The 23984-nt window shown below is 69.6% G+C and carries 20 protein-coding genes; 15 read left to right on the top strand and 5 right to left on the bottom strand.

Annotated elements, in window-relative coordinates:
- Positions 1-61: 61 nt before the first annotated feature.
- Genes IEY68_RS09215 through IEY68_RS09195 form a run of 5 tightly spaced genes read right to left on the bottom strand, consistent with a single transcriptional unit; the run spans position 62 to position 5066 of the window.
- Positions 62-1270, bottom strand: coding sequence for a glycosyltransferase family 2 protein (locus IEY68_RS09215; protein ID WP_062998354.1), 1209 nt, complete (start codon positions 1268-1270; stop codon positions 62-64).
- Positions 1267-2046 (bottom strand): LppM family (lipo)protein, encoded by a 780-nt coding sequence (locus IEY68_RS09210; RefSeq protein WP_062998390.1) that lies wholly within the window; start codon positions 2044-2046, stop codon positions 1267-1269. The genes IEY68_RS09215 and IEY68_RS09210 overlap by 4 nt, the downstream gene beginning before the upstream one ends.
- Before the next feature lie 16 nt (positions 2047-2062).
- Positions 2063-2902 carry a carotenoid biosynthesis protein gene (locus tag IEY68_RS09205; RefSeq protein WP_373292960.1) on the bottom strand — a complete coding sequence of 280 codons (840 nt, stop codon included), beginning with the start codon at positions 2900-2902 and terminating at the stop codon, positions 2063-2065.
- Positions 2887-4452, bottom strand: coding sequence for a phytoene desaturase family protein (locus tag IEY68_RS09200; RefSeq protein WP_062998352.1), 1566 nt, complete (start codon positions 4450-4452; stop codon positions 2887-2889). The genes IEY68_RS09205 and IEY68_RS09200 overlap by 16 nt, the downstream gene beginning before the upstream one ends.
- Positions 4449-5066, bottom strand: a complete 618-nt coding sequence (locus tag IEY68_RS09195) for a GNAT family N-acetyltransferase (RefSeq protein WP_062998350.1) — start codon at positions 5064-5066, stop codon at positions 4449-4451. Before IEY68_RS09195 ends, IEY68_RS09200 begins: the two co-directional genes overlap by 4 nt.
- Before the next feature lie 243 nt (positions 5067-5309).
- Between IEY68_RS09195 and IEY68_RS09190 the strand changes: the two genes are divergently transcribed.
- From IEY68_RS09190 to ftsZ, 15 genes are all read left to right on the top strand, one after another.
- A complete protein-coding gene (locus IEY68_RS09190) occupies positions 5310-5702 on the top strand; it encodes an SAV_6107 family HEPN domain-containing protein (protein ID WP_062998386.1) in 393 nt (130 codons plus the stop codon).
- Positions 5703-5897: 195 nt separating this feature from the next.
- Positions 5898-6326, top strand: coding sequence for an SCO2097 family morphological protein (locus tag IEY68_RS09185; protein WP_062998348.1), 429 nt, complete (start codon positions 5898-5900; stop codon positions 6324-6326).
- A gap of 474 nt (positions 6327-6800) precedes the next feature.
- On the top strand, positions 6801-7232 hold the full coding sequence (gene mraZ, locus IEY68_RS09180) for a division/cell wall cluster transcriptional repressor MraZ (protein ID WP_062998346.1): 432 nt from the start codon (positions 6801-6803) through the stop codon (positions 7230-7232).
- Positions 7233-7510: 278 nt separating this feature from the next.
- Positions 7511-8488, top strand: coding sequence for a 16S rRNA (cytosine(1402)-N(4))-methyltransferase RsmH (gene rsmH / locus IEY68_RS09175; RefSeq protein ID WP_062998344.1), 978 nt, complete (start codon positions 7511-7513; stop codon positions 8486-8488).
- Positions 8489-8720: 232 nt separating this feature from the next.
- Positions 8721-9614, top strand: coding sequence for a cell division protein FtsL (gene ftsL / locus IEY68_RS09170; protein WP_373292959.1), 894 nt, complete (start codon positions 8721-8723; stop codon positions 9612-9614).
- Positions 9611-11575 (top strand): peptidoglycan D,D-transpeptidase FtsI family protein, encoded by a 1965-nt coding sequence (locus IEY68_RS09165; protein ID WP_082681602.1) that lies wholly within the window; start codon positions 9611-9613, stop codon positions 11573-11575. The genes ftsL and IEY68_RS09165 overlap by 4 nt, the downstream gene beginning before the upstream one ends.
- Positions 11576-11664: 89 nt before the next feature.
- The gene (locus IEY68_RS09160; protein ID WP_058856515.1) at positions 11665-13281 is read left to right on the top strand and encodes a UDP-N-acetylmuramoyl-L-alanyl-D-glutamate--2,6-diaminopimelate ligase; all 1617 of its coding nucleotides are present in this window, start codon (positions 11665-11667) and stop codon (positions 13279-13281) included.
- Positions 13278-14828 (top strand): UDP-N-acetylmuramoyl-tripeptide--D-alanyl-D-alanine ligase, encoded by a 1551-nt coding sequence (locus IEY68_RS09155; protein ID WP_058856514.1) that lies wholly within the window; start codon positions 13278-13280, stop codon positions 14826-14828. Before IEY68_RS09160 ends, IEY68_RS09155 begins: the two co-directional genes overlap by 4 nt.
- Entirely contained in the window at positions 14825-15901 is a 1077-nt protein-coding gene (gene mraY / locus IEY68_RS09150) for a phospho-N-acetylmuramoyl-pentapeptide-transferase (RefSeq protein ID WP_030523849.1), read from the top strand. Before IEY68_RS09155 ends, mraY begins: the two co-directional genes overlap by 4 nt.
- Before the next feature lie 49 nt (positions 15902-15950).
- Complete coding sequence (gene murD, locus IEY68_RS09145; RefSeq protein ID WP_062998385.1) at positions 15951-17417, top strand: UDP-N-acetylmuramoyl-L-alanine--D-glutamate ligase; 1467 nt, start codon at positions 15951-15953, stop codon at positions 17415-17417.
- Positions 17414-18850 carry a putative lipid II flippase FtsW gene (gene ftsW, locus IEY68_RS09140; protein ID WP_062998342.1) on the top strand — a complete coding sequence of 479 codons (1437 nt, stop codon included), beginning with the start codon at positions 17414-17416 and terminating at the stop codon, positions 18848-18850. Before murD ends, ftsW begins: the two co-directional genes overlap by 4 nt.
- Positions 18847-19992 carry an undecaprenyldiphospho-muramoylpentapeptide beta-N-acetylglucosaminyltransferase gene (gene murG / locus IEY68_RS09135; RefSeq protein WP_229718686.1) on the top strand — a complete coding sequence of 382 codons (1146 nt, stop codon included), beginning with the start codon at positions 18847-18849 and terminating at the stop codon, positions 19990-19992. Before ftsW ends, murG begins: the two co-directional genes overlap by 4 nt.
- Before the next feature lie 68 nt (positions 19993-20060).
- Positions 20061-21500: a UDP-N-acetylmuramate--L-alanine ligase gene (gene murC / locus IEY68_RS09130; RefSeq protein WP_058852937.1), complete on the top strand. Its 1440-nt coding sequence runs from the start codon at positions 20061-20063 to the stop codon at positions 21498-21500.
- A gap of 33 nt (positions 21501-21533) precedes the next feature.
- Complete coding sequence (locus tag IEY68_RS09125; protein ID WP_058852935.1) at positions 21534-22199, top strand: cell division protein FtsQ/DivIB; 666 nt, start codon at positions 21534-21536, stop codon at positions 22197-22199.
- A gap of 385 nt (positions 22200-22584) precedes the next feature.
- Positions 22585-23877, top strand: coding sequence for a cell division protein FtsZ (gene ftsZ / locus IEY68_RS09120; RefSeq protein ID WP_058852934.1), 1293 nt, complete (start codon positions 22585-22587; stop codon positions 23875-23877).
- The last annotated feature ends 107 nt before the right edge of the window (positions 23878-23984 follow it).

Here is a 23984-nt window from a genome sequence, read left to right as displayed (position 1 = left end):
GCCGGTCGTGCCGGGCGGGTTCATCATCCGGCCGGGTCCCGCGCGGGCACAAGACCAAGAATCAGCGAGAATCCAGCTCTTGGCGGGGTGTCAGAGTGCGTCCCCGCCAGGTCAGAGCGTTGCGGCGGCGGGCGCGATGTGAGTGTTGCCACAGTAGTAGGTAGGTGGCGACCGAGGCCGGGTGGGCGAGCGCGGCGACGAGGTCGTGCCGGTCCGGCCGTCGCCCCGTTTCCAGATCGCGCGCCAGCAGCCGGCTCGCGACCGCGGCCGTATAACCCAGCAGGCCTGTTCGTCGCAGGTGCCCGCGGCCCAGTACGGCGGCCAGCGGAGGCAGCCAATACGCCCAAGCGGCGACAACGCCCACCGCGATACCACCGGCGACCGAACCGCCGTAGGCCGACCAGAGCCAGCGGCGATAACCCGCCACCAGTTCGTCCGCGCTCCGGTACATCCGGGTCCGCGCGAGTTCGCCCGCCGCCGCCATCGCGGTCCGGTGGCCGGCCCGCCGCAGCACCCGGGCGATATCGAGGTCCTCGGCGACACTGCCGGCGACCGGCTCATGACCGCCGATCGCGCGGTAACTCGCCGCGTCGAACACCAGGAACTGGCCACAGGCCACCACGGTCGAGGTGCGGGTACCACGATCGGCCCAGGTCACCGGCAGCGTGCACGCCCAGGACCAGCACAGCAGCGGTTGTACCGAACGCTCGGCCACGGTTTCGGCGCGCTGTTGCGGCCACGGCGCCAGCAACGCGAGATCGTGGCGCCGCAGGCGCGTCACCGCCGCGGCCAGCGCGGTCGGCGCGAGCCGGATATCGGCGTCGAGGAAGACCAATACTCCGGGCCCGGTCTCGCCGCCGGTGCCTTCTGCGTGTTCTGCCAGCGCGGCGCAGGCCGCTGCCTTGCCGGTCCAGCCCGGTGGTGGGCCGGCGGTACCGCGTAGCAGTTCGCACCGTGGGTCGCGGTCCATCGCCCGCAACGCGCGCGCGGCCGTGTCGTCAGTGGAGGCGTCGTCCAGGACGAGGATGCGCAATCGCTCGATACCGACCTGGGCGCGCAGATCACCGATCAGATCGGGCAGCAGCGCGGCCTCGTCGCGCGCGGGCACACAGACCGTGACGGCTTCGGTGACCGGAGCGGGGGCGCGGGACAGACGGGGGACGGTGACCCGGTTCCAGGCGGCGAGCGCGGCGCCGCCCACGGCGATACCGGTGCCCACGGTCACCAGCCGCCGGCTCCATGCCCGCGCGGCCCGCTCGACCGACCTCACGCGTCGGATTTGACCTGGTCCCACCAGCGCCGCAGCGAGAACCCGGCCGGCCCGCCCGGCGCGGGAGGATTACGGTCCACATAGGCGAGTGCGATGACCACGGCCGCGACCGCGAGCGTGATCCCGCCGACGATCCCGGCCCAACCCGCGAAGGAGCGGGTGTTCGGATCGGCGTAGCCCACCTCGGCGCGAACGGTGCTGACCTCGCCGGCGGGAAGCTTCCAGGACACCACGGAATCGCCCTCACGGTTGCCGTTGGTCTTCGCGACCCGGGCCGGGAACGCCACACTCAACTGCACATCGGACCCGTGCGGGGCCAGCGTTTCCAGATCCACCCGGCCGTTGAGGCTGACGAGATCGCCGTTGCGCTGGAATTTCAGGTCGAACAGGCCCTGCGCCTGCTCCGACAGCTGCGCCAGCTGTTCCACCTCGCCGAAGTTCAGATCGTCGAAGTACACCTCGCTGCCGATATATCCGTCCTGGTTGTACGGCTCGATGCGCACTTTGGTGGCAAGGGTTTCCGGGGCGGTGAGCTGGGGGCCCTTGTCCTCACTGTTCTCCGGTACGACCGCGGCGACGATCCGGCCCGAGACCCGGTCATTGGATGACAGGCCCATCGATGCCTGGACTCGGAGGCATCCGGCCAGCGCGGGCGTGAGCAGAGCGGCCAGGACCAGGGCCGCGGCTATCCGCGACCGCAGGCGGCGGCGCGAGCGCGGAGCGGGGACCGGGGAGCCGGGTTTCGCGGTAACGGGACTCGGAGGCACGGATGACATGGTGCCAGGCCCGAACTCACCCACGCCATGCGACGGGCCCGACGGTTCGCCGATCTTGCCCGGACGCTCGGCCGGTGGCGTCGCGCACCAGCCGGACCAGCAGGGGAACGCCGAGAATCCCGAGCGCGACACCCCCGTAGGCCGCCGAGTACGGCAACCCGAGGAACACCGCGTGCGCCAGCGCCGATCCGAGCCAGGTCCACAGGAACATCAGCACCGGCACCCCGGTCCGTTCGGATCGGGTGGCGGATCGTTCCCATACGGTGAGCGCCCCGGCCATCACCGCCGCCACGCCCAGCCAGCCGAGGTAGTTGGTGCCCGGGATCTCGGCCAGGCCCGGCAGTCCGGAATCGGTGACCGCCCACCGCCACTGCCCGTCGGCCACCAGCTGCGGATCGAGGAACAGGTCCCAGCCCACCGCGCCCACGGCGGTGGCGGCTATCCGCGCCGCGGCGACCGGGCACAGCATGCCCGCGACCACCCATATCGGATACAGCCCGCCGGTCCAGGCGAGGGGGACCACCAGCGGTACGTCGAACAGCTCCGGTCCGATCCGGCCGTCCGCGTACTCGTAGGCCCCGAACGGTATCCCGGTCGCCGTGCCCACGGCCTCGGCCGCCAGCCCGATCCCGGACACGATCACCACGAACCCGGCGGCATAGCGGACACCGCGGGTCATCGCCGCGTGCAGCAGCGCGGTACCGGCGGACAGCAGGACCACGGCCACCGTAACCGCGTCGCGGGCGGTGCCACTGGTCAGCGGGTAGGCGATCTGAGTCCCGACCAGCACTACCAGCAGACCTGCCGGTAGTAGGTCGCGCCGCCGCGGGTCCCGCCCCGCTAGCGGCGTATCCACTTGCGGACCCCGCGACTGTCCCGCAGCACCAGATGCGCGGCGGTGCGGCCGCTCGCCCCGGACACGCCGCCGCCGGGGTGCGTCGACGCGCCGGTCAGGTAGAGGCCCGGCGCGCCGGGCACCCGCTGCCCGGACAGCTCCGGTAGCGGCCGCCACAGCATCATCTGATCCAGGCTCATCTCCACATGCATGACATTGCCGCCGCGCAGTCCCATCTCGCGCTCCAGATCGACCGGGGTCTGGATATGGCGGTCCAGTACCGACTCGGCGAAACCCGGTGCGTGGTGATCCAGTTCGGCGATGATCCGGTCCGCTTCGGATTCGCGGTGCCGGGGCCAGCCGCCGTCGTCGGTGAGGCGGTAGGGATGCCATTGCGACCACAGCGAGAGCTGATGCTGCCCGGCGGGCGCGATACTCGGGTCCAGCGCGCTGAAACTCATGGCGAGCACGACCGGTCGCGGCGGCAGCCGGCCGCCCGCGGCGCTGCCGTGCGCCAGCGCCAGCGCGCGCCGATCCGTCACCAGCAGTTGTAGCCCCGTCGCCGATTCGGCGGTCGTCGCGCCCGGGTAGTGCGGAAGCGCGCTGGTCGCGACCCGCACCACCATGCCGATTCCGGGGCCCACCCGGATCCGCCGCCGCCAGCGGTGGAGCGGTTGCGGATCGAATCCGCCCGCCTCCAGCAGGTCGAGCGTGGTGAGGATATGGGTTCCCGCGATCACGGTCTCGGCGTCGTATTCGCGTCCCGACCAGGTGCGAACCCGCCAGCCGTCCAGGCGGCGGGTCAGCGTGGTGACCGCGTCGCCGGCGACGATCTCGCCGCCATCGCTGCGCAGCCGCGCCACCAGGGCCTCGGTGAGAGCGCCGCTACCGCCCACCGCCCGGCCGGGCGGCAAGGTGTGCATGAGCGCCGCGAAGGCCACCATGGGCGCGGTTCCGGGCTCCGACATCGGTGGCCCCGACTGGGCGCCGAACCAGGCCAGTGCCGCTTTCAAGCGCTCGTCGTCGAACCAGGTGTCCAGGAGTGCGTCACCGGACTGCAGGAACTCCCGCGACAGCGCGCTCCCGCCGTCGCGGGCGTCCAGCCCCCAGAACGAGCGCAGCAGCCGGCCCGGTGTCGGTGCGCCGCCGAACGAGCGCATCACCCGCCGCGCCCGTGGCTCCCATACGCTCACGAAGCGCCGGTACGCCGCGGCGTCGTGCTCACCGCAGGCGGCGGCCACCGACGCGCAGGTCCGGTCGAGGTCGCGGTGGAACACGATCGGCGGCGCCCCGGTCTCCCGACAGGCCGGGGCGAAGGCCCAGGGGTCGCAGTCGAGATAGTGGAGCCCGAAACGGTCCAGTTCGAGGTCCTCGACGATCCCGGTGTGCCGGACCATCAGATGCGCCGAAGAACCCCGGTCGACCCGGTGACCCGGGAAACGCTCCACGGTCGAGACCGCCCCGCCCAGTACGGTATCGCTCTCCAGTACGCGGACCCGGCGGCCTTCCCGCGCCAGATAGCAGGCCGCCACCAGTGCGTTGTGACCGGAGCCGATGATCACCACACTCATGACGGCAGCGGCAGGGACCGGCCGAGGATCCCGAAGCGGCGGTTGTCGCCGGCGAATACGAAATCACGCAGGACATCGCGGAAACCCATCCGCCGGTACAGGCGCCAGGCCCGATTGTCCTCCTCGCCCACCTCGGGGGTGGACAGCAGAACGGCTTGCTCGGGGCGGTCCCGGAGCAGGCGCTGTAGCAGGGTCGCTCCGATACCGCGGCCCTGCGCGCTCGGATGCACATGGAGTTCGGTGAGTTCGAAATAATCGCCCAGCAGCTGCTGGGCGGCCGGTTCCGGCCAGCCGGACCGGCGCATACCCGCATGTACCTGCTGCTGCCACCACTGATGCGGTCCGCCGCGATATCCGTAGGCGATGGCCACGATGGGGGAGCGGCGCAGGTCGAACTCGCCGTTGTCCTCGGGTACCACCGCGGCCACCGCATGCCAGCCCACGCGGTGGGTGTGCTCGGTCCACATCGGCGCGCGATGGTGCTCGGTACCGCGCGGATAGTCCATGGCTGCGACGTATACGGCCAGCACATCGTGCAACCGGGCGTTCAGCGCGGCTACCGACAGGTCGACGACGACCGGGGCGGGGAGATGGTTCGACTTGACGGCGGTCATTGCGGTTTCGATGGGCTCTTTCGCGGTCGGCGGGGGCGGAGCTGCGGTTTCGGGCACACGAACATGTCGGTGGTCGTCTCTATATTCAAGCTCGAGCCAAACGTTCGAATGCCTGTTCGGGCCCCCACGGTGCACGCTCAGCCTGCCATACCGGTGGACCGCCGCGGGGAGCGACGGGCGAGATACGGAGGGACGGCCATGTCGGAACGAAGCGTGCATCCGGTGCAACCGGGCCGGGCGGGGATGCTGTTGCGGCGCGCCGACGGGCTGCTCATGGAGGCGGCGGGGGAGCGGGATCCACGGGAGCGTTTCCGCGTCGCCTATCTGGCGGCCCTGCGCGGCGCGGGGGCGGTGCTGGCGCTCACCGGTGCCGATACCGCGCCCCGGGCACGATCGCGTAACGCGTGGGTGATGTTGCAGCGCGCGGCACCCGAATTCGTGATGTGGGCGGACTATTTCAGCGGCCATTCCGCGACCAGGGCGGCGCTCGAGGCCGGTCTGCCCCGGGATATCGACGCGGAGTGGGCCGACGAGTTCTCCTCGCGGGTAGGGGCCTTCCTGCACGACGTCGAGGATCTCATCGCACCGGCCGCGCGGCTGCGCGCCGCCGGTGACGGCGACGACACACCCCGCTGAGGGCTCGCCGCCGGCCGCGGGACCTCTGCATTCGGCTCCGATCGGATGCGATCCGGCGACGAACTTCGTTCGGCTGCACCCATATGGTGGTACCGCTCTTGGTGAACTCGTATCATTGATGACAGATAGCCGCCAAGGGGTTATCTGTCGCCTACCCGGAGGCGACAGCCACGACCTAGTGCCGGGGGAGGTACCGTGCCACTCTCCGAGCACGAGCAGCGCATGCTCGAACAGATCGAGAGCGCTCTCTATGCTGAGGATCCGAAGTTCGCCTCGTCCGTCCGCGGTGGACGTCTTCGTACAACCTCGAGTCGTCGTCGACTCCAGGCCGCGGCCCTGTTCGTATTGGGCCTTGTCCTACTCGTCGCGGGTATCGCCCTTCCGGTGCGGCCCGGCGGCTTCCCGATCATCAGTCTGATCGGGTTCATTGTCATGTTCGCGGCGGGAGTACTGCTCCTGCTCGGCGGCGCCAAGGGCGCCTCGCCGGGCCGTGGCGGCGCTTCGCCGGGCGAACCGCCGGGGACGGGGTCGTCGGAGCGAGCCGGTGGGCGTGGGCGCCCGCGGCGCTCCGGTGGGTTCACCGAGCGGATGGAAGACCGTTTCCGCCGAAGGTTCGAGGAGTAACCGCCCCGCCGATCGAACGAGCCGACAGCGGTGCCGTACCGGATTACCGGTACGGCACCGCTGTTCGTTCGTGCGCCGGGCCGGTTCGCCGGCCGGACAGGTGAGCGGACCCGGCCTTCCGGACGTGCGCCGGACCACCTTTTCCCACACCGCCCCACCGGGATCCTCCACCGCCCCCACTCACTCTTCCTGCGTGGCGTGAACAGGGGGTTTGCTGGAAGTTGACGGAGGCCGCCGGAGTCGACGGTCGCGGACGCGCGCGAGGAGGCAGGGCCCGCGAAAAGTTCACCCATCCGGTGATAGCTGGGGTGACCTGCGAAATCGGCCGACCGGGGAGGCACATCACCCCGTGTTTCGATTGAAAGTGGGGGAAAGTGGGGTAATGTGGAGCGCGCACTACAGGAGAGGCCGCAAGGCACTCGACCGGCATAGTCGGTCAACACCATTCGAGGTGGTCCGGTAGGAGGTATCGGGTTGTTTCTCGGTACTCACACACCTCGTCTGGACGACAAAGGGCGACTCACATTGCCCGCAAAGTTTCGAGACGATCTGGCGGGAGGGTTGATGGTCACCAAGGGTCAAGACCACAGCCTTGCCGTCTATCCGAAGGACGAGTTCAGTGCGCTCGCCCGGCGCGCGGCGTCGGCATCCCGGAGCAACCCGCAGGCGCGGGCCTTCATCCGGGCGCTGGCAGCGGGTACGGACGAACAGCGCCTGGATTCGCAGGGCCGGATCGTGTTGTCGGCCGAACATCGCCGGTACGCGAATCTCACCCGCGACTGTACGGTCATCGGTTCGGTCGACTTCCTGGAGATATGGGACAAGCAGGCGTGGGAGACCTACCTCGCCGAGCACGAGGAGGACTACGCGCAAGCGAGAGACGAGGCGCTGGGCGGAATCTTCTAGCCCGCGCGAGTGCCACGCGGCCTCTGCCCGGATGCGGACCCTGACGTACTTCCCCGACGCCAGGTGCCGCTTCGGTCAGAGACCCCGCGGCATTCGTAACGTCGCCGATTTCCTTCTACCGCACACACTGTGAGCGCCCCGGAGGGAGTATCGGCGCAGCCGCATTTCGCGCAATCAATTGTTCGCCCGCTTCGGCGCCGATGATCCGTACCCGCAGCAGGTGCGGCGCGACCCGAATCGGGTCGTCACGGAGCGAGGCAAGGATCCCGGAGGTCGATTTGAACCGTGAGCAGCACGGCACACGACACGTCCCTGTTCTGCTCACCCGCGCCGGTGAATTGCTCGATCCGGTGCTCGACGCTCCGGCGGCCGTCTACCTCGATGCGACACTCGGGCTCGGCGGCCACGCCGAATACTTCCTGCGCACCCACCCCGAGCTGCGGCTCGTAGGCCTCGATCGCGATACCCGCGCGCTCGCGCTCGCCACCGAACGTCTCCGGCCCTACGCTGACCGGATCACCCTGGTGCACACGCGATACGACGGGATCGCCGACGCGCTCGCGCAGGCCGGTCTGCCCGCCACCGAGTCGGTGAGCGGCATCCTGATGGATCTCGGTGTCTCATCCATGCAATTGGACGAGGCCGAACGGGGTTTCGCCTACTCCGTGGACGCCCCGCTGGATATGCGGATGGACGCGACCACCGGCCCGACCGCCGCCGATGTACTCAACACCTACAGTAAGGGCGAGATAGCCCGGGTCCTGAGGGTCTACGGCGAGGAACGTTTCGCGAACCGGATCGCCGCCGAGGTCGTACGCCGGCGCGCTCGGCAACCGTTGCGTACCAGTGCCGAATTGGTGAGCCTGCTCTACGACACCATCCCCGCGCCCGCGCGCCGAACCGGTGGACATCCGGCCAAACGGACCTTCCAGGCGCTGCGGGTGGAGGTCAACGGCGAACTCGATTCGCTGCGCGCGGCGCTGCCGGCCGCGCTGGCCGCACTGCGGCCGGGCGGGCGCATCGTGGTCATGTCCTATCAATCGCTCGAGGACCGGGTCGTCAAGCACGAGCTGGCCGACCGAGCGAAATCTCGTACCCCGGTCGGACTTCCGGTGGAGCTCCCGGGGATGGGCCCGGAGTTCCGCATCCTGACCCGGGGCGCCGAACAAGCGGGTCCGGCCGAGATCGAGCAGAACCCGCGCGCCGCGCCGGTCCGGATGCGCGCGGCCGAGAAGATCGTGCAGGACGCGGAATGACTCCGGACACCGGCACCGGCCGTACCGCAGGGGCCCACGGAACAGCGAATTCGCTTGTCCGCGGGCGGCGACTGCGGTACGACGGTGCGGATGCGATTTCCGTCTGTCGCATCGGTGTCCGCACATTCGTGGTGTCAGGGGAGCACCGGCTGGGCATTACGGACCACAGCACAGGAGCGCGCGGGTCGATACCGCGGGCCATCACACCGATACGGGGGTGTCAGGTATGAGCGTGAGCACACGTACCGAGACCGGGCGGCCGGCTCGGCGGGTACACGACGCGGAGCGGGTGAAATCGGGTGCGGCGCAGCGCGCGTACGCCCGGCGTCGGCAGCGCGCCGGTGGCCCCGGTGCGGCGCCGGCGGTCGCGCCGCGGACGGAGCTGGCAGGGCGGGGGCCGTTCGTCGCCGCGATCCTGGCCATGTTCGGCTGCGGGCTCGCCCTCACCCTGGTGCTGACCACCCGCGCCGCCGAGGACAGCTATCAGCTCAGTGACGCCCGCGAAACCAACCGGGTGCTCTCCGACGAACGTGCTGCCCTGCAGCGCGAGGTGGCCGCCGCCGATTCCGCGCCCGAACTCGCCACTCGTGCCCGGGAACTCGGCATGATCCCGGCGCAGGACCCGGCCCGGCTGCTGGTCGCCCCGGACGGGACGGTCACCGTGGTCGGTGAACCGAAGCCCGCGCAGGGACCACCCGCCCCGCCGCTGAACGCACCGCCTCGCGGCGCGCCCCGCTCCGGGGCGGATCAGGGGGAGCGGATCGTGCCGGTTCCGGCCGTGCCCCGATCGGACTCCGCCGCGCCGGGCTCGGGCGATGTACTCGCCGCACCGGGTTCCGAACCCACCTCGACGGCACCGCCGGTCGAGGGCGTTCCGGTTCCGGACCCGGCGGCGGTCCCGGAGGGGGCCGCACCGGCCGGCGGCGACGTGCCGCCGCCGGCTCCGGTCGAGGGCGCTGCTCCGGCTGGGGCTTCCGCTCCGGTCGAGGGCGCTGCCATAGCACCCGCCCCCGTCGGCGAGCCCGCCCCGGCCGACGCGTCGGCACCGGTGGAAGCGCCGGGCTCCGTCGAACCCACGTCGGTCGCGCCGCTACCGCCTGTTACGGCGGGTGAGGAGATGCGATGAACCCGCGCGGGTCGGGACGCGGGCGCGATTCCGCGCCGAGATCCCGGGCCGCGAGCGACCGTGGAAAGGCGAAGAAGAAATCCGCCGAGGTCGCCCGGTCCGCGCCCGGCAGGCCCCGTCCGCCCGGACGGCCGCGCTCGGGCCCTCGATCCGCACCGGGCGGTCCGGTGCGGATCCGGCTCGGCGTCGGCCGGTTGATCATGCTGGTGGCCCTCGCCGTGGTAGCTCTGCAATTGTTGTGGTTGCAGACGGTTGCCGCCCCGACGCTGTCGGCGCAGGCGGCGGGGCAGCGCACCGCGTATCAGGATCTTCCCGCCACCCGCGGCACCATCACCGACCGCAACGGGAAGGCGCTGGCGTTCACCATCACCGCCCAATCGCTGAACTTCCAGCCGGTCCGGGTGCGCAAAGATCTCGCCGACGCCAGGGCGAAAGACGATACGGCGCCCGATCCCGATCGACGGCTCGAGGATATCGCCCGCACTGTCCATCAGGTGCTCGGCGACGAGGGCCCCGGAGAATCCGAGCTGCTGGAGAAGCTGCGCAGCGACCAGACCTTCGTGTACCTGGCGCGCAATGTCGACCCGCGAAAAGCCGACGAGATCACGGCGAAATTCCCCGAGATCGGTACGGAACGGCAAGACCCGCGCGAATACCCGGGGGGGTCGCTGGCGGCCAGTATCGTCGGTGCCACCGGCTGGGACGGCCACGGCCGGGTCGGGCTGGAGGCCTCACTGGATTCGGCGCTGGCCGGGACCGACGGTTCCTATACCTATGACCGCGGCTCCGACGGTGCGGTGATACCCGGCAGTATCCGGGACCGGCAGCCCGCGGTGGACGGTAACAATGTCGAGCTCACCCTCGACTCGTACCTGCAGAACCATGTGCAGCAGCAGGTACAGCAGGCCAAGGATCGCTCAGGTGCGAAATCCGCCTCCGCGGTGGTGCTGGACGCCAAGACCGGCCAGGTACTGGCGATGGCCAACGACAACACCTTCAATCCGGCGCTCGGCCCACAGCACTGGGACCCCGCCGGGCTGGACAATCCGTCGGTGACCCAGCCGTTCGAACCCGGTTCGGTGAACAAGGTGGTCACCGCGGCTGCGGCCGTCGAGTACGGCCTCACCACGCCCGACGAGGTGCACCAGGTGCCGGGCCGTATCGATATGTCCGGGGTGACCGTCGGCGATGCCTGGGAACACGGGGTCGTCCCCTACACCACCACCGGCATCTTCGGTAAATCATCCAACGTGGGCACCCTCATGCTGGCGCAGCGGGTCGGGGAGGACCGGTTCGCCGATATGCTCGAACGCTTCGGCCTGGGCCGGCGTACCGAGGTGGGACTTCCCGGCGAGAGCTCCGGGCTGCTGCCCGCCCGGGACCAGTGGTCCGGCGGTACCTTCGCCAACCTGCCCATCGGACAGGGTCTTTCGATGACCACCCTGCAGATGACCGGGATGTACCAGGCCATCGCCAACGACGGGGTCCGGATGCCACCGCGTATCCTGCGCGCCACCGTGGCACCCGATGGGACCCGCGCCGAGGAACCGGCGCCCGACGGGGTGCGGGTGGTGAGCCCGGAAACCTCGCGCACGCTGCGCACCATGTTCCAGTCCGTAGTACAGAACGACCCGACCGGCGTGCAGATGGGAACCGGATCCCCCGCCGCCGTCGACGGGTACCGGATCGCTGGGAAGACAGGCACGGCGCAGCAGGTCGACCCGAACTGCGGCTGCTATTCGAGCTCCTCGTACTGGATCACTTTCGCGGGTATCGCACCCGCGGACAATCCGCGCTACGTCATCGGAATGATGCTCGACGCGCCGGTACGCAGTTCCGACGGCAGCGGTGGACAGTCGGCGGCACCACTGTTCCACGACATCGCCTCCTGGGCCCTGCAGCGGGACCGGATACCTCCGTCGAGTGAACCGGAACGGCAGTTCGTCCTGCAGGCGTCGTGATTCGGCGAACCGGCTTACCCGACCGTGACGTGGCGTCGGTAACCTGACTCGTCGTCGTATCCGCGCTTCATCATGCAGAGAGGAATCCTGTGCCCGCGCAGTCCAGCCAGCACGCGCTGCGGCCGGCCCGGCCGCTGTCGACACCGCTGCCCGACCTGCTGGATCTGATCGACGCCGAACTTCGGCCACCGGTCGCCACCGACCTGCTCGTCACCGGGATAGAACAGCGCTCCGACGCGGTCCTACCCGGTGATCTGTTCACGGCGTTACCCGGCTCCCGGGCGCACGGCGCCCGGTTCGCCGCGGACGCTGTGACCCGCGGCGCGGTCGCCGTACTCACCGATGGCGCCGGTGCCGAACTGGCGGGTGAGCTACCGGTCCCGGTCCTGGTGCGGGAGAACCCGCGCGCGATCCTGGGTGAACTGTCGGCCGCGATCTACGGACATCCGTCGCAGCGGTTGCGGATCATCGGTATCACCGGCACCTCCGGCAAGACGACCACGTCGTACCTGGTGGAGGCCGGGCTGGCTGCCGGTGGGCTGTCCACCGCCCTGATCGGCACCATCGAGACCAGGATCGGGGGCCGCCGGGTCCCCAGTGCGCTCACCACGCCCGAGGCACCGCAGCTGCACGCCATGTTCGCCCTGATGGTGGAACAGGGCGTGGACGCGGTGGTGATGGAGGTGTCCAGCCACGCCCTGACGCTGGGCCGGGTGGACGGCGTGCGGTTCGCTGTGGGCGCGTTCACCAACCTGTCGCAGGACCATCTGGATTTCCACGCCGACTTCGAGGACTATTTCGCCGCCAAACGCCGGCTGTTCGAAGCCGGTTCTCCGGTCGCCGCCGGCACCGCTGTGGTGTGTGTGGACGATGCGTGGGGCCGGCGTCTCGCCGACGGGCTGGACGCGCCGATCCGGGTGGCGACCACCGAACCGGCGGATTGGTCGCTGGCCGGCCCGGCCCGCGCCCACGGCGGTGAACAGGAGTTCACCGCGATCGGGCCCGAGGGCGAGACCCCGGTGCGGTTGCGGTTGCCCGGTGACTACAACATCGCCAACGGACTGCTGGCGGTCGCGGTATGCGCTGCGGCGGGGGTCGCTCCGGCGACGGCCGCGCCCGCGCTGGCCACCGTGGATGTGCCCGGCCGGATGCAGCGGGTGGAGCGCGGGCAGGAGTTCCTCGCTCTGGTGGACTACGCCCATAAACCCGCCGCCGTGGAATCGGTGATCGCGACTCTGCGCACCCATCTGGCCACGGCGGGGAGCCGGGGCCGTTTGGCGGTGGTGGTCGGCGCCGGCGGCGACCGGGACACCGGTAAACGCGGGCCGATGGGCGCGGCCGCGGCCCGGGGTGCCGATCTGCTGATCGTCACCGATGACAACCCGCGCACCGAGGACCCGTCCGCGATCCGGGCATCGCTGGTGGCGGGCGCGCAGAGCGTCTCCGACGACCAGCGCGGCGAGGTCCGCGATATCGGTGACCGGACCGCGGCCATCGAGGCCGCTGTCGGCTGGGCGCACGCCGGTGACGTGGTGCTGGTGGCGGGGAAAGGCCACGAAGTAGGGCAGGAGATCAACGGGGTGAAATATCCGTTCGACGACCGCGAGGTGCTCGCGGCGGCGATCGATTCGATATTGCGGCACAGTTCCGGGAGCGCGGACAACGGTTCGTGGTCGACGGGCGCGGAGGACTTGACAGTTTCATGATCGAAATGACACTGCGGGATATCGCCGAGGTCGTGGGCGCAACGCTGCACGACATCGATGACCCGGAAGCCAGGGTGACCGGTTCGGTCGAATTCGATTCGCGCCGAGTCGGTCCCGGCGATATCTTTCTCGCCCTGCCGGGCGAGCGCGCCGACGGTCACGACTACGCCGCCGCCGCGATCGAGGCGGGCGCCATCGCCGTGCTCGCGGCCCGGCCGGTCGGAGTCCCCGCCATCGTCGTACCACCGGCGCCCGGATCGGTGCCGTCGAGTGCGCTCGCGCTGAGCCATGATTCGACCGGCACGGGCGCCGCGGTGCTCACCGCGCTGGCCGCGCTGGCCCGGGAGAGCGTTTCGCGGCTGGTCGCGGCCGGCGGGTTGACGGTCGTCGGCGTCACCGGGTCCTCGGGTAAGACCTCCACCAAGGATCTGCTGGCGGCGGTACTCGCACCACTGGGGCCGGTGGTGGCCCCGCCCGGTTCTTTCAACAACGAACTCGGACATCCGTGGACCGCCCTGCGCGCCGGCCCCGAGACCCGGTTCCTGGTGCTGGAGATGTCGGCGCGCGGACCCGGTCATATCGCCGCGCTGGCGCGGGTGGCGCCGCCGAGTATCGGGGTGGTGCTGAATGTGGGCACCGCACATCTCGGCGAATTCGGCAGTCGCGAGGCCATCGCGCGGACCAAGGGCGAACTCGTCGAGGCCCTGCCCGAAACCGGTCTGGCCGTACTCAACGCCGATGATCCGAATGTCGCCGCCATGGCCTCGCGTACCGTGGCCCGGGTGGTGACGGTCGGGCATTCCGCGAGTGCGCGGATCCGTGCCACCGCAACAACTCTCGACGATCAGGCCCGCGCTTCGTTCACCCTGCACACACCGCTCGGCGATCGTCCGGTGACGCTGGCCGTGCACGGGGAACACCAGGTCGGCAACGCGCTGTCGGCGGCCGCGGTGGCTCTGGAATGCGGCGCCGACCTCGACACCCTGGTCACCGCGCTCTCCGGCGCCCGGGCCGCATCGGCGCGGCGGATGGACGTGCGCACCAGTGTCGCCGGGGTCACGGTGATCAACGATTCCTACAACGCCAACCCGGATTCCATGCGGGCCGCGCTCAAAGCGCTGGTCACCATGGCCCGGACGGGTGACACCCCGCGGCGCAGCTGGGCGGTGCTCGGTGAAATGGCCGAACTCGGCCCGGAATCGGTGGTCGAACACGACGGGATCGGCCGCCTCGCCGTCCGCCTGGATGTGGACCGGCTCATCGTCGTCGGGACCGGACGACCCTCCCGGGGCATGCACCAGGGAGCGGTCATGGAAGGCTCATGGGGTGAGGAATCGGTGCTCGTCCCGGATATCGAAGCGGCCGTGGAGTTGCTCGCCGCCGAAGTCGGCGCGGGTGATGTGGTGCTGGTGAAGGCATCGCAATCGGTCGGCCTGTGGGCAGTGGCCGAACAGCTGCTGGCCGAGGGTGAGAAGAACACAGGTGCCGGCACACCGGCACCTGGCGGCGCCGCCGCCGACGGGGTGAGCACGGAGGCAGTGCGATGAGACAGATCTTGTTCGCGGCGGCGATCGCGCTGACGGTGTCGATCCTGTTGACTCCGCTACTGATCCGAATATTCGCCCGGCAGGGCTTCGGTCAGGAGATCCGGGTAGACGGCCCGGCCAGCCACCAGTCCAAACGCGGTACGCCCACCATGGGCGGCGTGGCGATCATTATCGGTATGTGGGCCGGATATCTCGGTTCCCATCTGATCGGGATCGGTTATGAAGCAGAGGGCCCGACCGCCTCGGCGCTCCTGGTACTGGGCCTGGCCACCGCACTGGGCGTCGTCGGATTCATCGACGATTTCATCAAGATCCGCAAGGGCCGCAACCTGGGGCTCACGGCCGCGGGTAAATATCTGGGCCAGATCACCGCGGCGGTCGTGTTCGGTGTGCTGGCGTTGCAGTTCCCCGGCGGCAGCGGGCTTTCCCCGGCCAGCCGGCAGCTGTCCTATGTGCGCGATATCAACACCGTCTCGATGAGTGTGGTGGTGTTCCTGGCCTTCGTCTGCCTCATCGTGGTGGCATGGTCGAACGCGGTGAACCTCACCGACGGCCTGGACGGTCTGGCCGCGGGATCGATGAGCCTGGTGCTCGGCGGCTACGTGGTCATCACGTTCTGGCAGTACTACCACTCGTGCGAGACCAAACCCGAAACCGGCTGTTACAACGTGCGCGACCCGCTGGATCTGGCGCTGGTCTGCGCGGCCGGTACGGCGGCGTGTATCGGGTTCCTGTGGTGGAACGCCGCGCCCGCCAAGATCTTCATGGGTGATACCGGGTCGCTGGCCCTCGGTGGACTGCTCGCCGGGCTGTCCATCACCACCCGGACCGAACTGCTGATGGTGGTCATCGGCGCGCTGTTCGTCGCCGAGGCGGCGTCGGTGGTGCTGCAGGTGGCGGTCTTCCGGACCACCCGGAACCGGTTGTTCAAGATGGCGCCGTTCCACCATCATTTCGAACTGAGCAAATGGGCGGAGACCACGGTGATCATCAGATTCTGGTTGCTGGCCGCGATGGCCTCGGCAGCCGGACTCTCTCTGTTCTACAGCGAATATCTCTCCGCGGTCGGGTGAGCTGACGATGGAGGAACATACGCCGCGGGCCCTGCGTTCGCCGGGCCCGATGCTGGAATTTCTGCGTGGCCGCGAGGTGCTGGTCGCGGGATGGGGTATCTCGGGTCGTTCGCTGATCACACCGCTGCGCGATATCGGGGCCCGGCCGGTCGTCACCGACAGCGGGGCCGCGGCGCTGACCGAAGCCGCCGAACTGGGCCTGGAAATCGCGCCCACACCCGAACTGGAACGGACCGACTGGTCGCGGTTCGCGCTGGTGATCACCAGCCCCGGCTGGCGACCGGACTCCCCGGTCCTGGCGTCGGCGGTATCCGAGGGGATCCCGGTCTGGGGGGATGTCGAGTTCGCCTGGTGGGTGGATCAGGCCCGGATCTACGGTCCGGTCCGCAAATGGCTGGTGGTGACCGGAACCAACGGTAAGACCACGACGACGCAGATGACCCATTCCATCCTGCGCGCCGCCGGTATCCCCAGCGTCGCCTGCGGGAATATCGGCCTGCCGATCCTGGACGCCCTGCGCCGTAATCCGGGACCGCAGGTGCTGGCCGTGGAACTCTCGTCGTTCCAGTTGCACTGGGCGCCGTCGGTGCGGCCGGAAGCCGGGGTCGTCCTGAACGTGGCCGAGGACCATCTGGATTGGCACGGCGGGCTCGACGCGTACGCGGCGGCGAAATCGCGGGCGCTCCTCGGCCGGATCGGGGTGGTCGGTCTCGACGATCCGGTGGCCGCCCGGCTGGCCCGCCGCTCGAAGGCCCGTCGCACCATCGGCTTCCGGATCGGGGTACCCGCCGACGGCGAACTCGGTGTGGTCGACGGCAAACTGCTGGACCGCGCCTTCACCAAGGCGGCCATCCTGGCCGAGGCCAAGGAGATCAGCCCGCCCGGACCGGCCGGTATCGCCGATGCCCTCGCCGCCGCCGCGCTGACCAGGGCCATCGATGTCGCCCCGCAGTTCGTCCGTGAGGGCCTGATCGAGCACAAGGTCGGCCCGCACCGGTCGGCGCTGGTCCGGGAATTGGGCGGAGTCGAGTTCGTCGACGACTCCAAGGCCACCAACCCGCATGCCGCGCGCTCGTCGATCCTGGGCCATCAGCACGTCGTCTGGCTCGCCGGTGGCCAGCTCAAGGGCGCCGGGGTCGAGGATCTGGTGGAGGAGGTCGCCGAACGGCTGGTCGCGGTCGTGCTGTTCGGCGCGGACGCCCCGGTGATCGCGGCCGCGCTGGCGCGACACGCGCCGGAAGTCCCCGTGGTCGAGTTGGGTACGCGGGATCATGCCGGTATGGGGCAGGCAATCATGGACGAGGCGATCACCGGGACCCGCAACACCGCGATCGCCGACGCGATCATGGAACGTGCGGTGCGGGAGGCGGCGGCGTTCGCCGGACCCGGCGATACCGTGCTGCTGGCACCGGCGGCGGCATCGCTGGACATGTTCACCGACTACACCCATCGCGGCCGCAGCTTCGCCGGTGCGGTCGGGGACCTGAAGGACGAGGACCTCGGGCGGCGGTTATGAGACCGCGCGGCACGCGTCAGGTGCAGGTGGGCCGGTTCGGCGCCTGGCTGGCGCGGCCGCTGGCCTCGTTCCATCTGGTCGTCACCATCGCCACCCTGCTCACCCTGCTGGGGCTGGTGATGGTGTTGTCGGCCTCCAGTGTGGAGTCCTACGCCGACGGTGGATCGGCCTATTCGCTGTTCGTGCAGCAGATGATGTACGCGCTGGTCGGCGCGGTGCTGTTCTACCTCGCACTGCGGATACCGCTGCGTCGGCTGCGCCAGCTGTCCTTCCCGGTGTTCGCGGTCTCGGTACTGCTGCTGGTACTCGTGCTGATCCCGGGGGTCGGTAGTACGGTCAACGGCGCCCGCCGCTGGATCGACCTCGGAGTCTTCTCGGTCCAGCCCTCGGAGCTGGTGAAGGTGACGTTCGTGGTGTGGGGGGCGCACCTGCTCATCTCGCGGCGGGCAGCGGGCCGGGCGGCCAACGATCCGGGAGGTCTGAAGAATCTGCTGGTACCGCTGGTTCCGGCGGGTTTGCTGGTGTGTCTGCTGATCGTGCTGCAGCCGAATCTGTCGACCACCATCGCACTCGGTATCGTGCTGCTGGCGCTGCTGTGGTTCGGCGGCCTGCCGGTGCGGTTGTTCGTCGCCATCCTCGCCTCGGGCGCCATCGCCGCCCTTGCTCTCGCGCTCTCCGCCGGTTATCGCTCCGACCGGATGCGCGCCTTCTTCAACCCCGCCGACGACCCACAGGGCATCAACTATCAGGCCCGGCAGGCGATGTACTCGCTGGCAGACGGCGGGCTGTGGGGGCGCGGACTCGGACAGAGCCGGGCCAAATGGAGCTATCTGCCCAACTCGCACAACGATTTCATCTTCGCCATCATCGGCGAGGAACTCGGCTTCCTGGGCTGCGCCCTCGTCCTGGGCCTGTTCGCCCTCTTCGTCTATACGGGCCTGCGGATCGCCGCCCGCTCGGTGGACCCGTTCCTGCGCCTGCTCACGGCGACCGCCACCACCTGGATCACCGGGCAGGCATTGATCAACATCGGTTATGTGGTGGGCCTGCTGCCGGTGACCGGGTTGCAGTTGCCGCTGGTGTCGGCGGGTGGTTCGTCACTGGCACTGACGCTGCTCATGTTCGGCATCATCGCCAACGCGGCCCGGCACGAACCCGAAGCGGTGGCGGCCCTGCACGCCGGACAGGACGGGCGGGTGAGCCGCCTGCTGCGGCTACCGAAACCGGAGGTCTACCATCCGGTCCGGGCCCGTGCCGCCGCACCGGAGCGCGAGCCGGGCCCGGCTCGCCGCCCGGCCCGCAACGAGCCCCGGGACGAGCCGCGTGCCCGCCCGCGGGCCAACAGCCGCGGTACCGACACCCTCCGGGCGACCCGGGCCTGGGAACCCAGCTATTCGGTGACACACGCACGAGAACGGGGAAGAAACAGGTGAGCGCACCTCAGTCCGCCCACGAGCACACGGCACCGCGCGCGGACGGGATATCGGTGATCGTCGCGGGCGGCGGGACGGCCGGGCATATCGAACCGGCCCTGGCCGTCGCCGATGCGCTGCGGCGGCTCGATCCCGGGATCCGGGTGACCGCGCTCGGCACCCAGCGCGGCCTGGAAACCACCCTGGTGCCCGAACGGGGTTACCCCCTCGAACTGATCCCCCCGGTGCCGTTGCCGCGTAAACCCAGTGCGGATCTGCTGCGGTTGCCGGGCCGGGTGCGGGCGTCGGTATCGCGGACTCGGGAGATCATCGATGCCGTCGAGGCCGATGTGATCGTCGGATTCGGCGGCTACGTCGCGCTGCCCGCCTATCTCGCCGCGGGCCGGGGGTTGCTGGGGCGCCGTCGCGCGGTACCGGTGGTGGTGCACGAGGCGAACGCGAAGGCCGGTATCGCGAACAAGGTGGGCGCACGGCGCGCGGCCCGAGTGCTGGCCGCGGTACTCGGGTCCGGGCTCGACGCCGAGGTCGTGGGCATACCGGTGCGCTCGGCGATCACCTCGCTCGACCGGGCCGGGCTGCGCGCGCAGGCGCGGGAGCATTTCGGCCTGCCGGCCGAGGGACCGGTCCTGCTGGTGTTCGGCGGCTCCCAGGGTGCGCGCTCGCTCAACGAGGCGATTTCCGGTGCGGCGCCGCAACTCGCCGCAGCCGGGATCTCGGTGTTGCACGCACACGGTCCGAAGAACTCGCTCGATATCGAGGCAGCCGACCCCGCCGCGCCCTATGTGGCGGTGCCCTACCTTTCGCGGATGGACCTGGCCTACGCCGCTGCCGACGCGGTGGTCTGCCGGTCCGGGGCGATGACGGTCGCCGAGGTGTCGGCGGTCGGGCTGCCCGCGGTGTACGTACCGTTGCCGCACGGAAACGGTGAACAGGAACTCAATGCCCGGCCCGTCGTCGCGGCCGGTGGTGGCAGAATCGTTGCCGACCCCGAACTTTCTCCCAAATATGTGATCGATGAGGTGATACCGCTGCTCACGGATCCAGCACGCATCGCCGAGATGGGCCGTGCCGCCGCCGGCGCCGGCCATCGCGATGCCGCCGACGAGGTCGCCCGGATCGTGCTGCGGGTGGTGGGCCGGTGAGCGGGGAACAGACAACCGCTCCCGAAACCGGTCCCGGCGCACTGCCGCCGGAACTGGCCCGGGTCCACATGGTCGGGATCGGCGGCGCCGGGATGTCGGGTATCGCCCGGATCCTGCTGTCGCGCGGTGGCGAGGTGTCCGGGTCCGACGCCAAGGAAAGCCGCGGTGTGCTCGCGCTGCGGGCGCGCGGCGCCCAGGTGCGGATCGGGCACGACGCCGGTGCGCTGGATCTGCTGCCCGGCGGCCCGACAGTGGTGGTGACCACCTACGCCGCCATTCCCAAGACCAATCCGGAACTGGTGGAAGCGCATCGCCGCGATATCCCGGTCCTGCTGCGGCCGACCGTCCTGGCGGCCCTCATGAGCGGTCACCGCACGCTGCTGGTGTCGGGGACGCACGGCAAGACCTCCACCACCTCGATGCTCATCGTCTCGCTGCAGCATTGCGGGCTGGACCCGTCGTTCGCGGTGGGTGGTGAACTCAACGAGGCGGGTACCAACGCCCACCACGGCAGCGGCGATATCTTCGTCGCCGAGGCCGACGAGAGCGACGGCTCACTGTTGCAGTACGACCCGGACGTCGCGGTGGTCACCAATATCGAATCCGACCATCTGGACTTCTTCGGCTCCGATGCCGCCTATGTCCAGGTGTTCGACGATTTCACCGACCGCCTGGCCGACGGCGGCCTGCTGGTGGTGTGTCTGGACGATCCCGGTGCGCGCGCACTCGCCGAGCGCACCGGGCAGCGGCTGGCCGCGCGCGGTGTGCGGGTACTCGGGTACGGCTCCGGGGAACTGCCCGACGCCCCCGTCCCGGTCGGGGTTCGCCTGCACAGCTGGGAGCCGCGCGATGTCGGTGGTATCGCCCAGTTCCAGCTCGCCGACGAACCCGCGCCGCGGACGCTGCGCCTGTCGGTGCCCGGGCGTCATATGGCACTCAACGCACTGGCCGCGCTGCTGACCGCGCGGGCCGCGGGCGCGGATGTGGACGAGATCATCCAGGGGCTGGAGGGTTTCGGTGGGGTGCACCGCCGCTTCCAGTTCGTGGGCCGGGAGAACCGGGTCCGCGTCTTCGACGACTATGCGCACCATCCCACCGAGGTCCGAGCGGTGCTCGGGGCCGCGGCCGAACTGGTCGAACAGGAGGCTCGCGACGGTGCTCTCTCGCGGCGGGGCCGGGTGATCGTGGTCTTCCAACCGCATCTCTACAGCCGCACCGCGACTTTCGCGGCCGAATTCGGCGCCGCCCTCGATCTGGCCGACGAAGTGGTGGTGCTCGACGTCTACGGCGCGCGCGAGGAGCCGTTGCCGGGGGTCAACGGAGCGTTGGTCGCCCAGTCGGTGCACAAACCCGTGCACTACCAACCCGATATGTCACGGGTGGGCCGTCATGTCGCCGGTCTCGCCCAGCCCGGTGATGTCGTGATCACCATGGGCGCCGGCGATGTCACCATGCTCGGCAGCCAGATCCTGGACGGACTACGCGCGCGTCCGCAGTACGGGCGGTGAGGCGGGGTGCGGGCCGGGACGCGACGATTCGGGATGGGCGGATCGCGGCGGTTCCGGCTGTGGGCGCTGCCCGCGATCGCCCTGGTGATCACGCTGGCCGCGCTCGCCTGGTTCTCCCCGCTGCTCTCGGTGCGCGAGGTGCGTATCGAAGGGGCGGGCGAGATTCCGGACGAACAGATCCGGGAACTGCTGCAGGTACCGGAGACGGGCTCGATCCTGCGGATCGATACCGCGGCGATGGCCGCGCGGGTGGCGACGATTCCGAAGGTCCGCAGCGCCCGGGTCCAGCGGGTACTGCCGTCGACGGTGCGGGTGCGGATCGAGGCGCGAACCCCGGTGCTGTACTACGACTCTCCCGAGGGCGCGCATCTGCTGGACGCCGACGGCATCGAGTACGCCATCGAATCCGCGCCGATCGGGGTGCCGCAGTTGGTCACCGACCGGCCGGGCGGCGCGGACGCGTCGACCCGCGCCGCGGTCACCGTGGCCCGGGTGCTGCCGCCGGCGCTGAAGGTTCAGGTGGAAACCGTGCGTGCCCAGGGCGCGTCGCAGATTTCCCTGACACTGCGCGACGGTCGCACTGTACTCTGGGGCAGCAGCGAGGACGGCGAACGCAAATCGGCGGTAATACTGCCGCTGCTCACCCAGCCGGGGACCGTGTTCGACGTCTCGAGTCCCAGTCTGGTCACGGTAAAATGATTCCCAGCAATCTTGTTCGGTTCGACCCTGTTCGGTTCGAAGCTCCACTTCGGTCCCGGGCGTTCACCCGGAGACCGTATGTAGCGGGAGCCGGGGGCGTTCCACGATGTGGGCGCGGGCAGCTGGGCAACCGTTCACGATACGTCGCGTACCGTCCGGGTAGAAGCAAGTTCGCCGAAGAAACTGGTTATCGTCTCGGCGCGCCTGCGAGCGGATCGCGACGGCGGCGAATAGCGTTCCGCACCAGTCGGATACTTGACATAACTCCAACCCTATGGTTGAGGTTCAGGGTTTGCCCGGATCGTGGTCCGCGGACCGTGGTCGCGCGGATCGGTACCGGGCATCCGCAAACGACAGACTTTGGATCTAAGGAAGGCGAGAGCTCATGACGCCCCCGCACAACTACCTTGCCGTGATCAAGGTCGTCGGTATCGGCGGCGGCGGCGTGAACGCCGTCAACCGAATGATCGAGCAGGGCCTGAAGGGTGTCGAGTTCATCGCGGTGAACACCGACGCCCAGGCACTGCTGATGAGCGATGCCGACGTAAAGCTCGATGTCGGGCGGGAGCTCACCCGGGGCCTCGGCGCCGGCGCCGACCCCGAGGTGGGTCGTAAGGCCGCCGAGGATCACAAGGACGAGATCGAAGAGGTGCTCAAGGGCGCCGATATGGTCTTCGTGACCGCGGGCGAAGGCGGTGGTACCGGTACCGGTGGCGCACCCGTGGTGGCGAGTATCGCGCGCAAACTGGGTGCGCTGACCATAGGAGTCGTGACCCGGCCCTTCTCCTTCGAGGGGAAGCGGCGCGGCAACCAGGCCGAAGTCGGTATCAACCTGCTCCGCGAATCCTGCGACACGCTGATCGTCATACCCAATGATCGCCTGCTACAGCTCGGTGATGCCGCGGTGAGTCTGATGGACGCTTTCCGCTCCGCCGACGAGGTGCTCCTCAACGGTGTCCAGGGCATCACCGACCTGATCACCACCCCGGGTCTGATCAACGTCGACTTCGCCGACGTCAAGAGTGTGATGTCCGGTGCCGGTAGCGCACTCATGGGTATCGGTTCGTCCAGAGGGGAGGGCAGGTCGGTCAAAGCGGCCGAGGCGGCGATCAACTCACCGCTGCTGGAAGCCTCCATGGACGGGGCGCACGGGGTACTGCTCTCGATCGCCGGTGGTTCGGATCTGGGGTTGTTCGAGATCAACGAGGCCGCCTCGCTGGTGCAGGAGGCCGCGCATATCGAGGCCAACATCATCTTCGGAACGGTTATCGACGATTCGCTCGGCGACGAGGTACGCGTCACCGTGATCGCGGCCGGATTCGACGGTGGCGGCCCGGCGCGGCGTACCTTCGATCCCGCGACCACCCGGGGATCGCTGGGATCCGGGCGTACCGCGGAGATATCCGCGCAATCGCGTACCGCCGAACTCGGTCAGTCCCGGACCGCCGAACTCGGCTCGGCCCGCGGCCATTCCGAGGAGTCTGCCCCGAGCCGGGCGTCGGATTCCGCCTCGTCCATCGCCCGCGGCCCCGCCCCGAGCTACCGCGACACCGAACGCAACCGGCCACCGGTGGATCCGACCCTCAGCCACAACAGCCGGTCCCATATCCAGCCGCCGCCGGATCTGCCCGACGATGACGACGACGATGTGGACGTCCCGGATTTCATGCGGCGTTGAATCGCCGATCGCCGCGGTGAACCGGGCCGAGGTCGCTGTGCCTCCGTACCCACGCAGGTAGGTTCGCCACCCGTGCCACCGTGACGCTGCGCCCGCGCTGATCCGTG

This window comes from Nocardia jinanensis, from assembly GCF_014645735.1.
Lineage (GTDB): Bacteria > Actinomycetota > Actinomycetes > Mycobacteriales > Mycobacteriaceae > Nocardia > Nocardia jinanensis.
The sequence above is the reverse complement of the archived record's forward strand: the minus strand, read 5'-3'. Positions and strand labels throughout refer to the sequence as shown.

What these genes read in the sequence shown, in the direction of transcription:
- IEY68_RS09210 (WP_062998390.1), bottom strand. Translation starts at nt 2,046, where the DNA reads ATGTCATCCGTGCCTCCGAGTCCCGTTACCGCGAAACCCGGCTCCCCG.
- IEY68_RS09200 (WP_062998352.1), bottom strand. Translation starts at nt 4,452, where the DNA reads ATGAGTGTGGTGATCATCGGCTCCGGTCACAACGCACTGGTGGCGGCC.
- IEY68_RS09195 (WP_062998350.1), bottom strand. Translation starts at nt 5,066, where the DNA reads ATGACCGCCGTCAAGTCGAACCATCTCCCCGCCCCGGTCGTCGTCGAC.
- IEY68_RS09190 (WP_062998386.1), top strand. Translation starts at nt 5,310, where the DNA reads ATGCTGTTGCGGCGCGCCGACGGGCTGCTCATGGAGGCGGCGGGGGAG.
- IEY68_RS09165 (WP_082681602.1), top strand. Translation starts at nt 9,611, where the DNA reads ATGAACCCGCGCGGGTCGGGACGCGGGCGCGATTCCGCGCCGAGATCC.
- IEY68_RS09155 (WP_058856514.1), top strand. Translation starts at nt 13,278, where the DNA reads ATGATCGAAATGACACTGCGGGATATCGCCGAGGTCGTGGGCGCAACG.
- mraY (WP_030523849.1), top strand. Translation starts at nt 14,825, where the DNA reads ATGAGACAGATCTTGTTCGCGGCGGCGATCGCGCTGACGGTGTCGATC.
- murD (WP_062998385.1), top strand. Translation starts at nt 15,951, where the DNA reads ATGCTGGAATTTCTGCGTGGCCGCGAGGTGCTGGTCGCGGGATGGGGT.
- ftsW (WP_062998342.1), top strand. Translation starts at nt 17,414, where the DNA reads ATGAGACCGCGCGGCACGCGTCAGGTGCAGGTGGGCCGGTTCGGCGCC.
- murC (WP_058852937.1), top strand. Translation starts at nt 20,061, where the DNA reads ATGGTCGGGATCGGCGGCGCCGGGATGTCGGGTATCGCCCGGATCCTG.
- IEY68_RS09125 (WP_058852935.1), top strand. Translation starts at nt 21,534, where the DNA reads ATGGGCGGATCGCGGCGGTTCCGGCTGTGGGCGCTGCCCGCGATCGCC.
- ftsZ (WP_058852934.1), top strand. Translation starts at nt 22,585, where the DNA reads ATGACGCCCCCGCACAACTACCTTGCCGTGATCAAGGTCGTCGGTATC.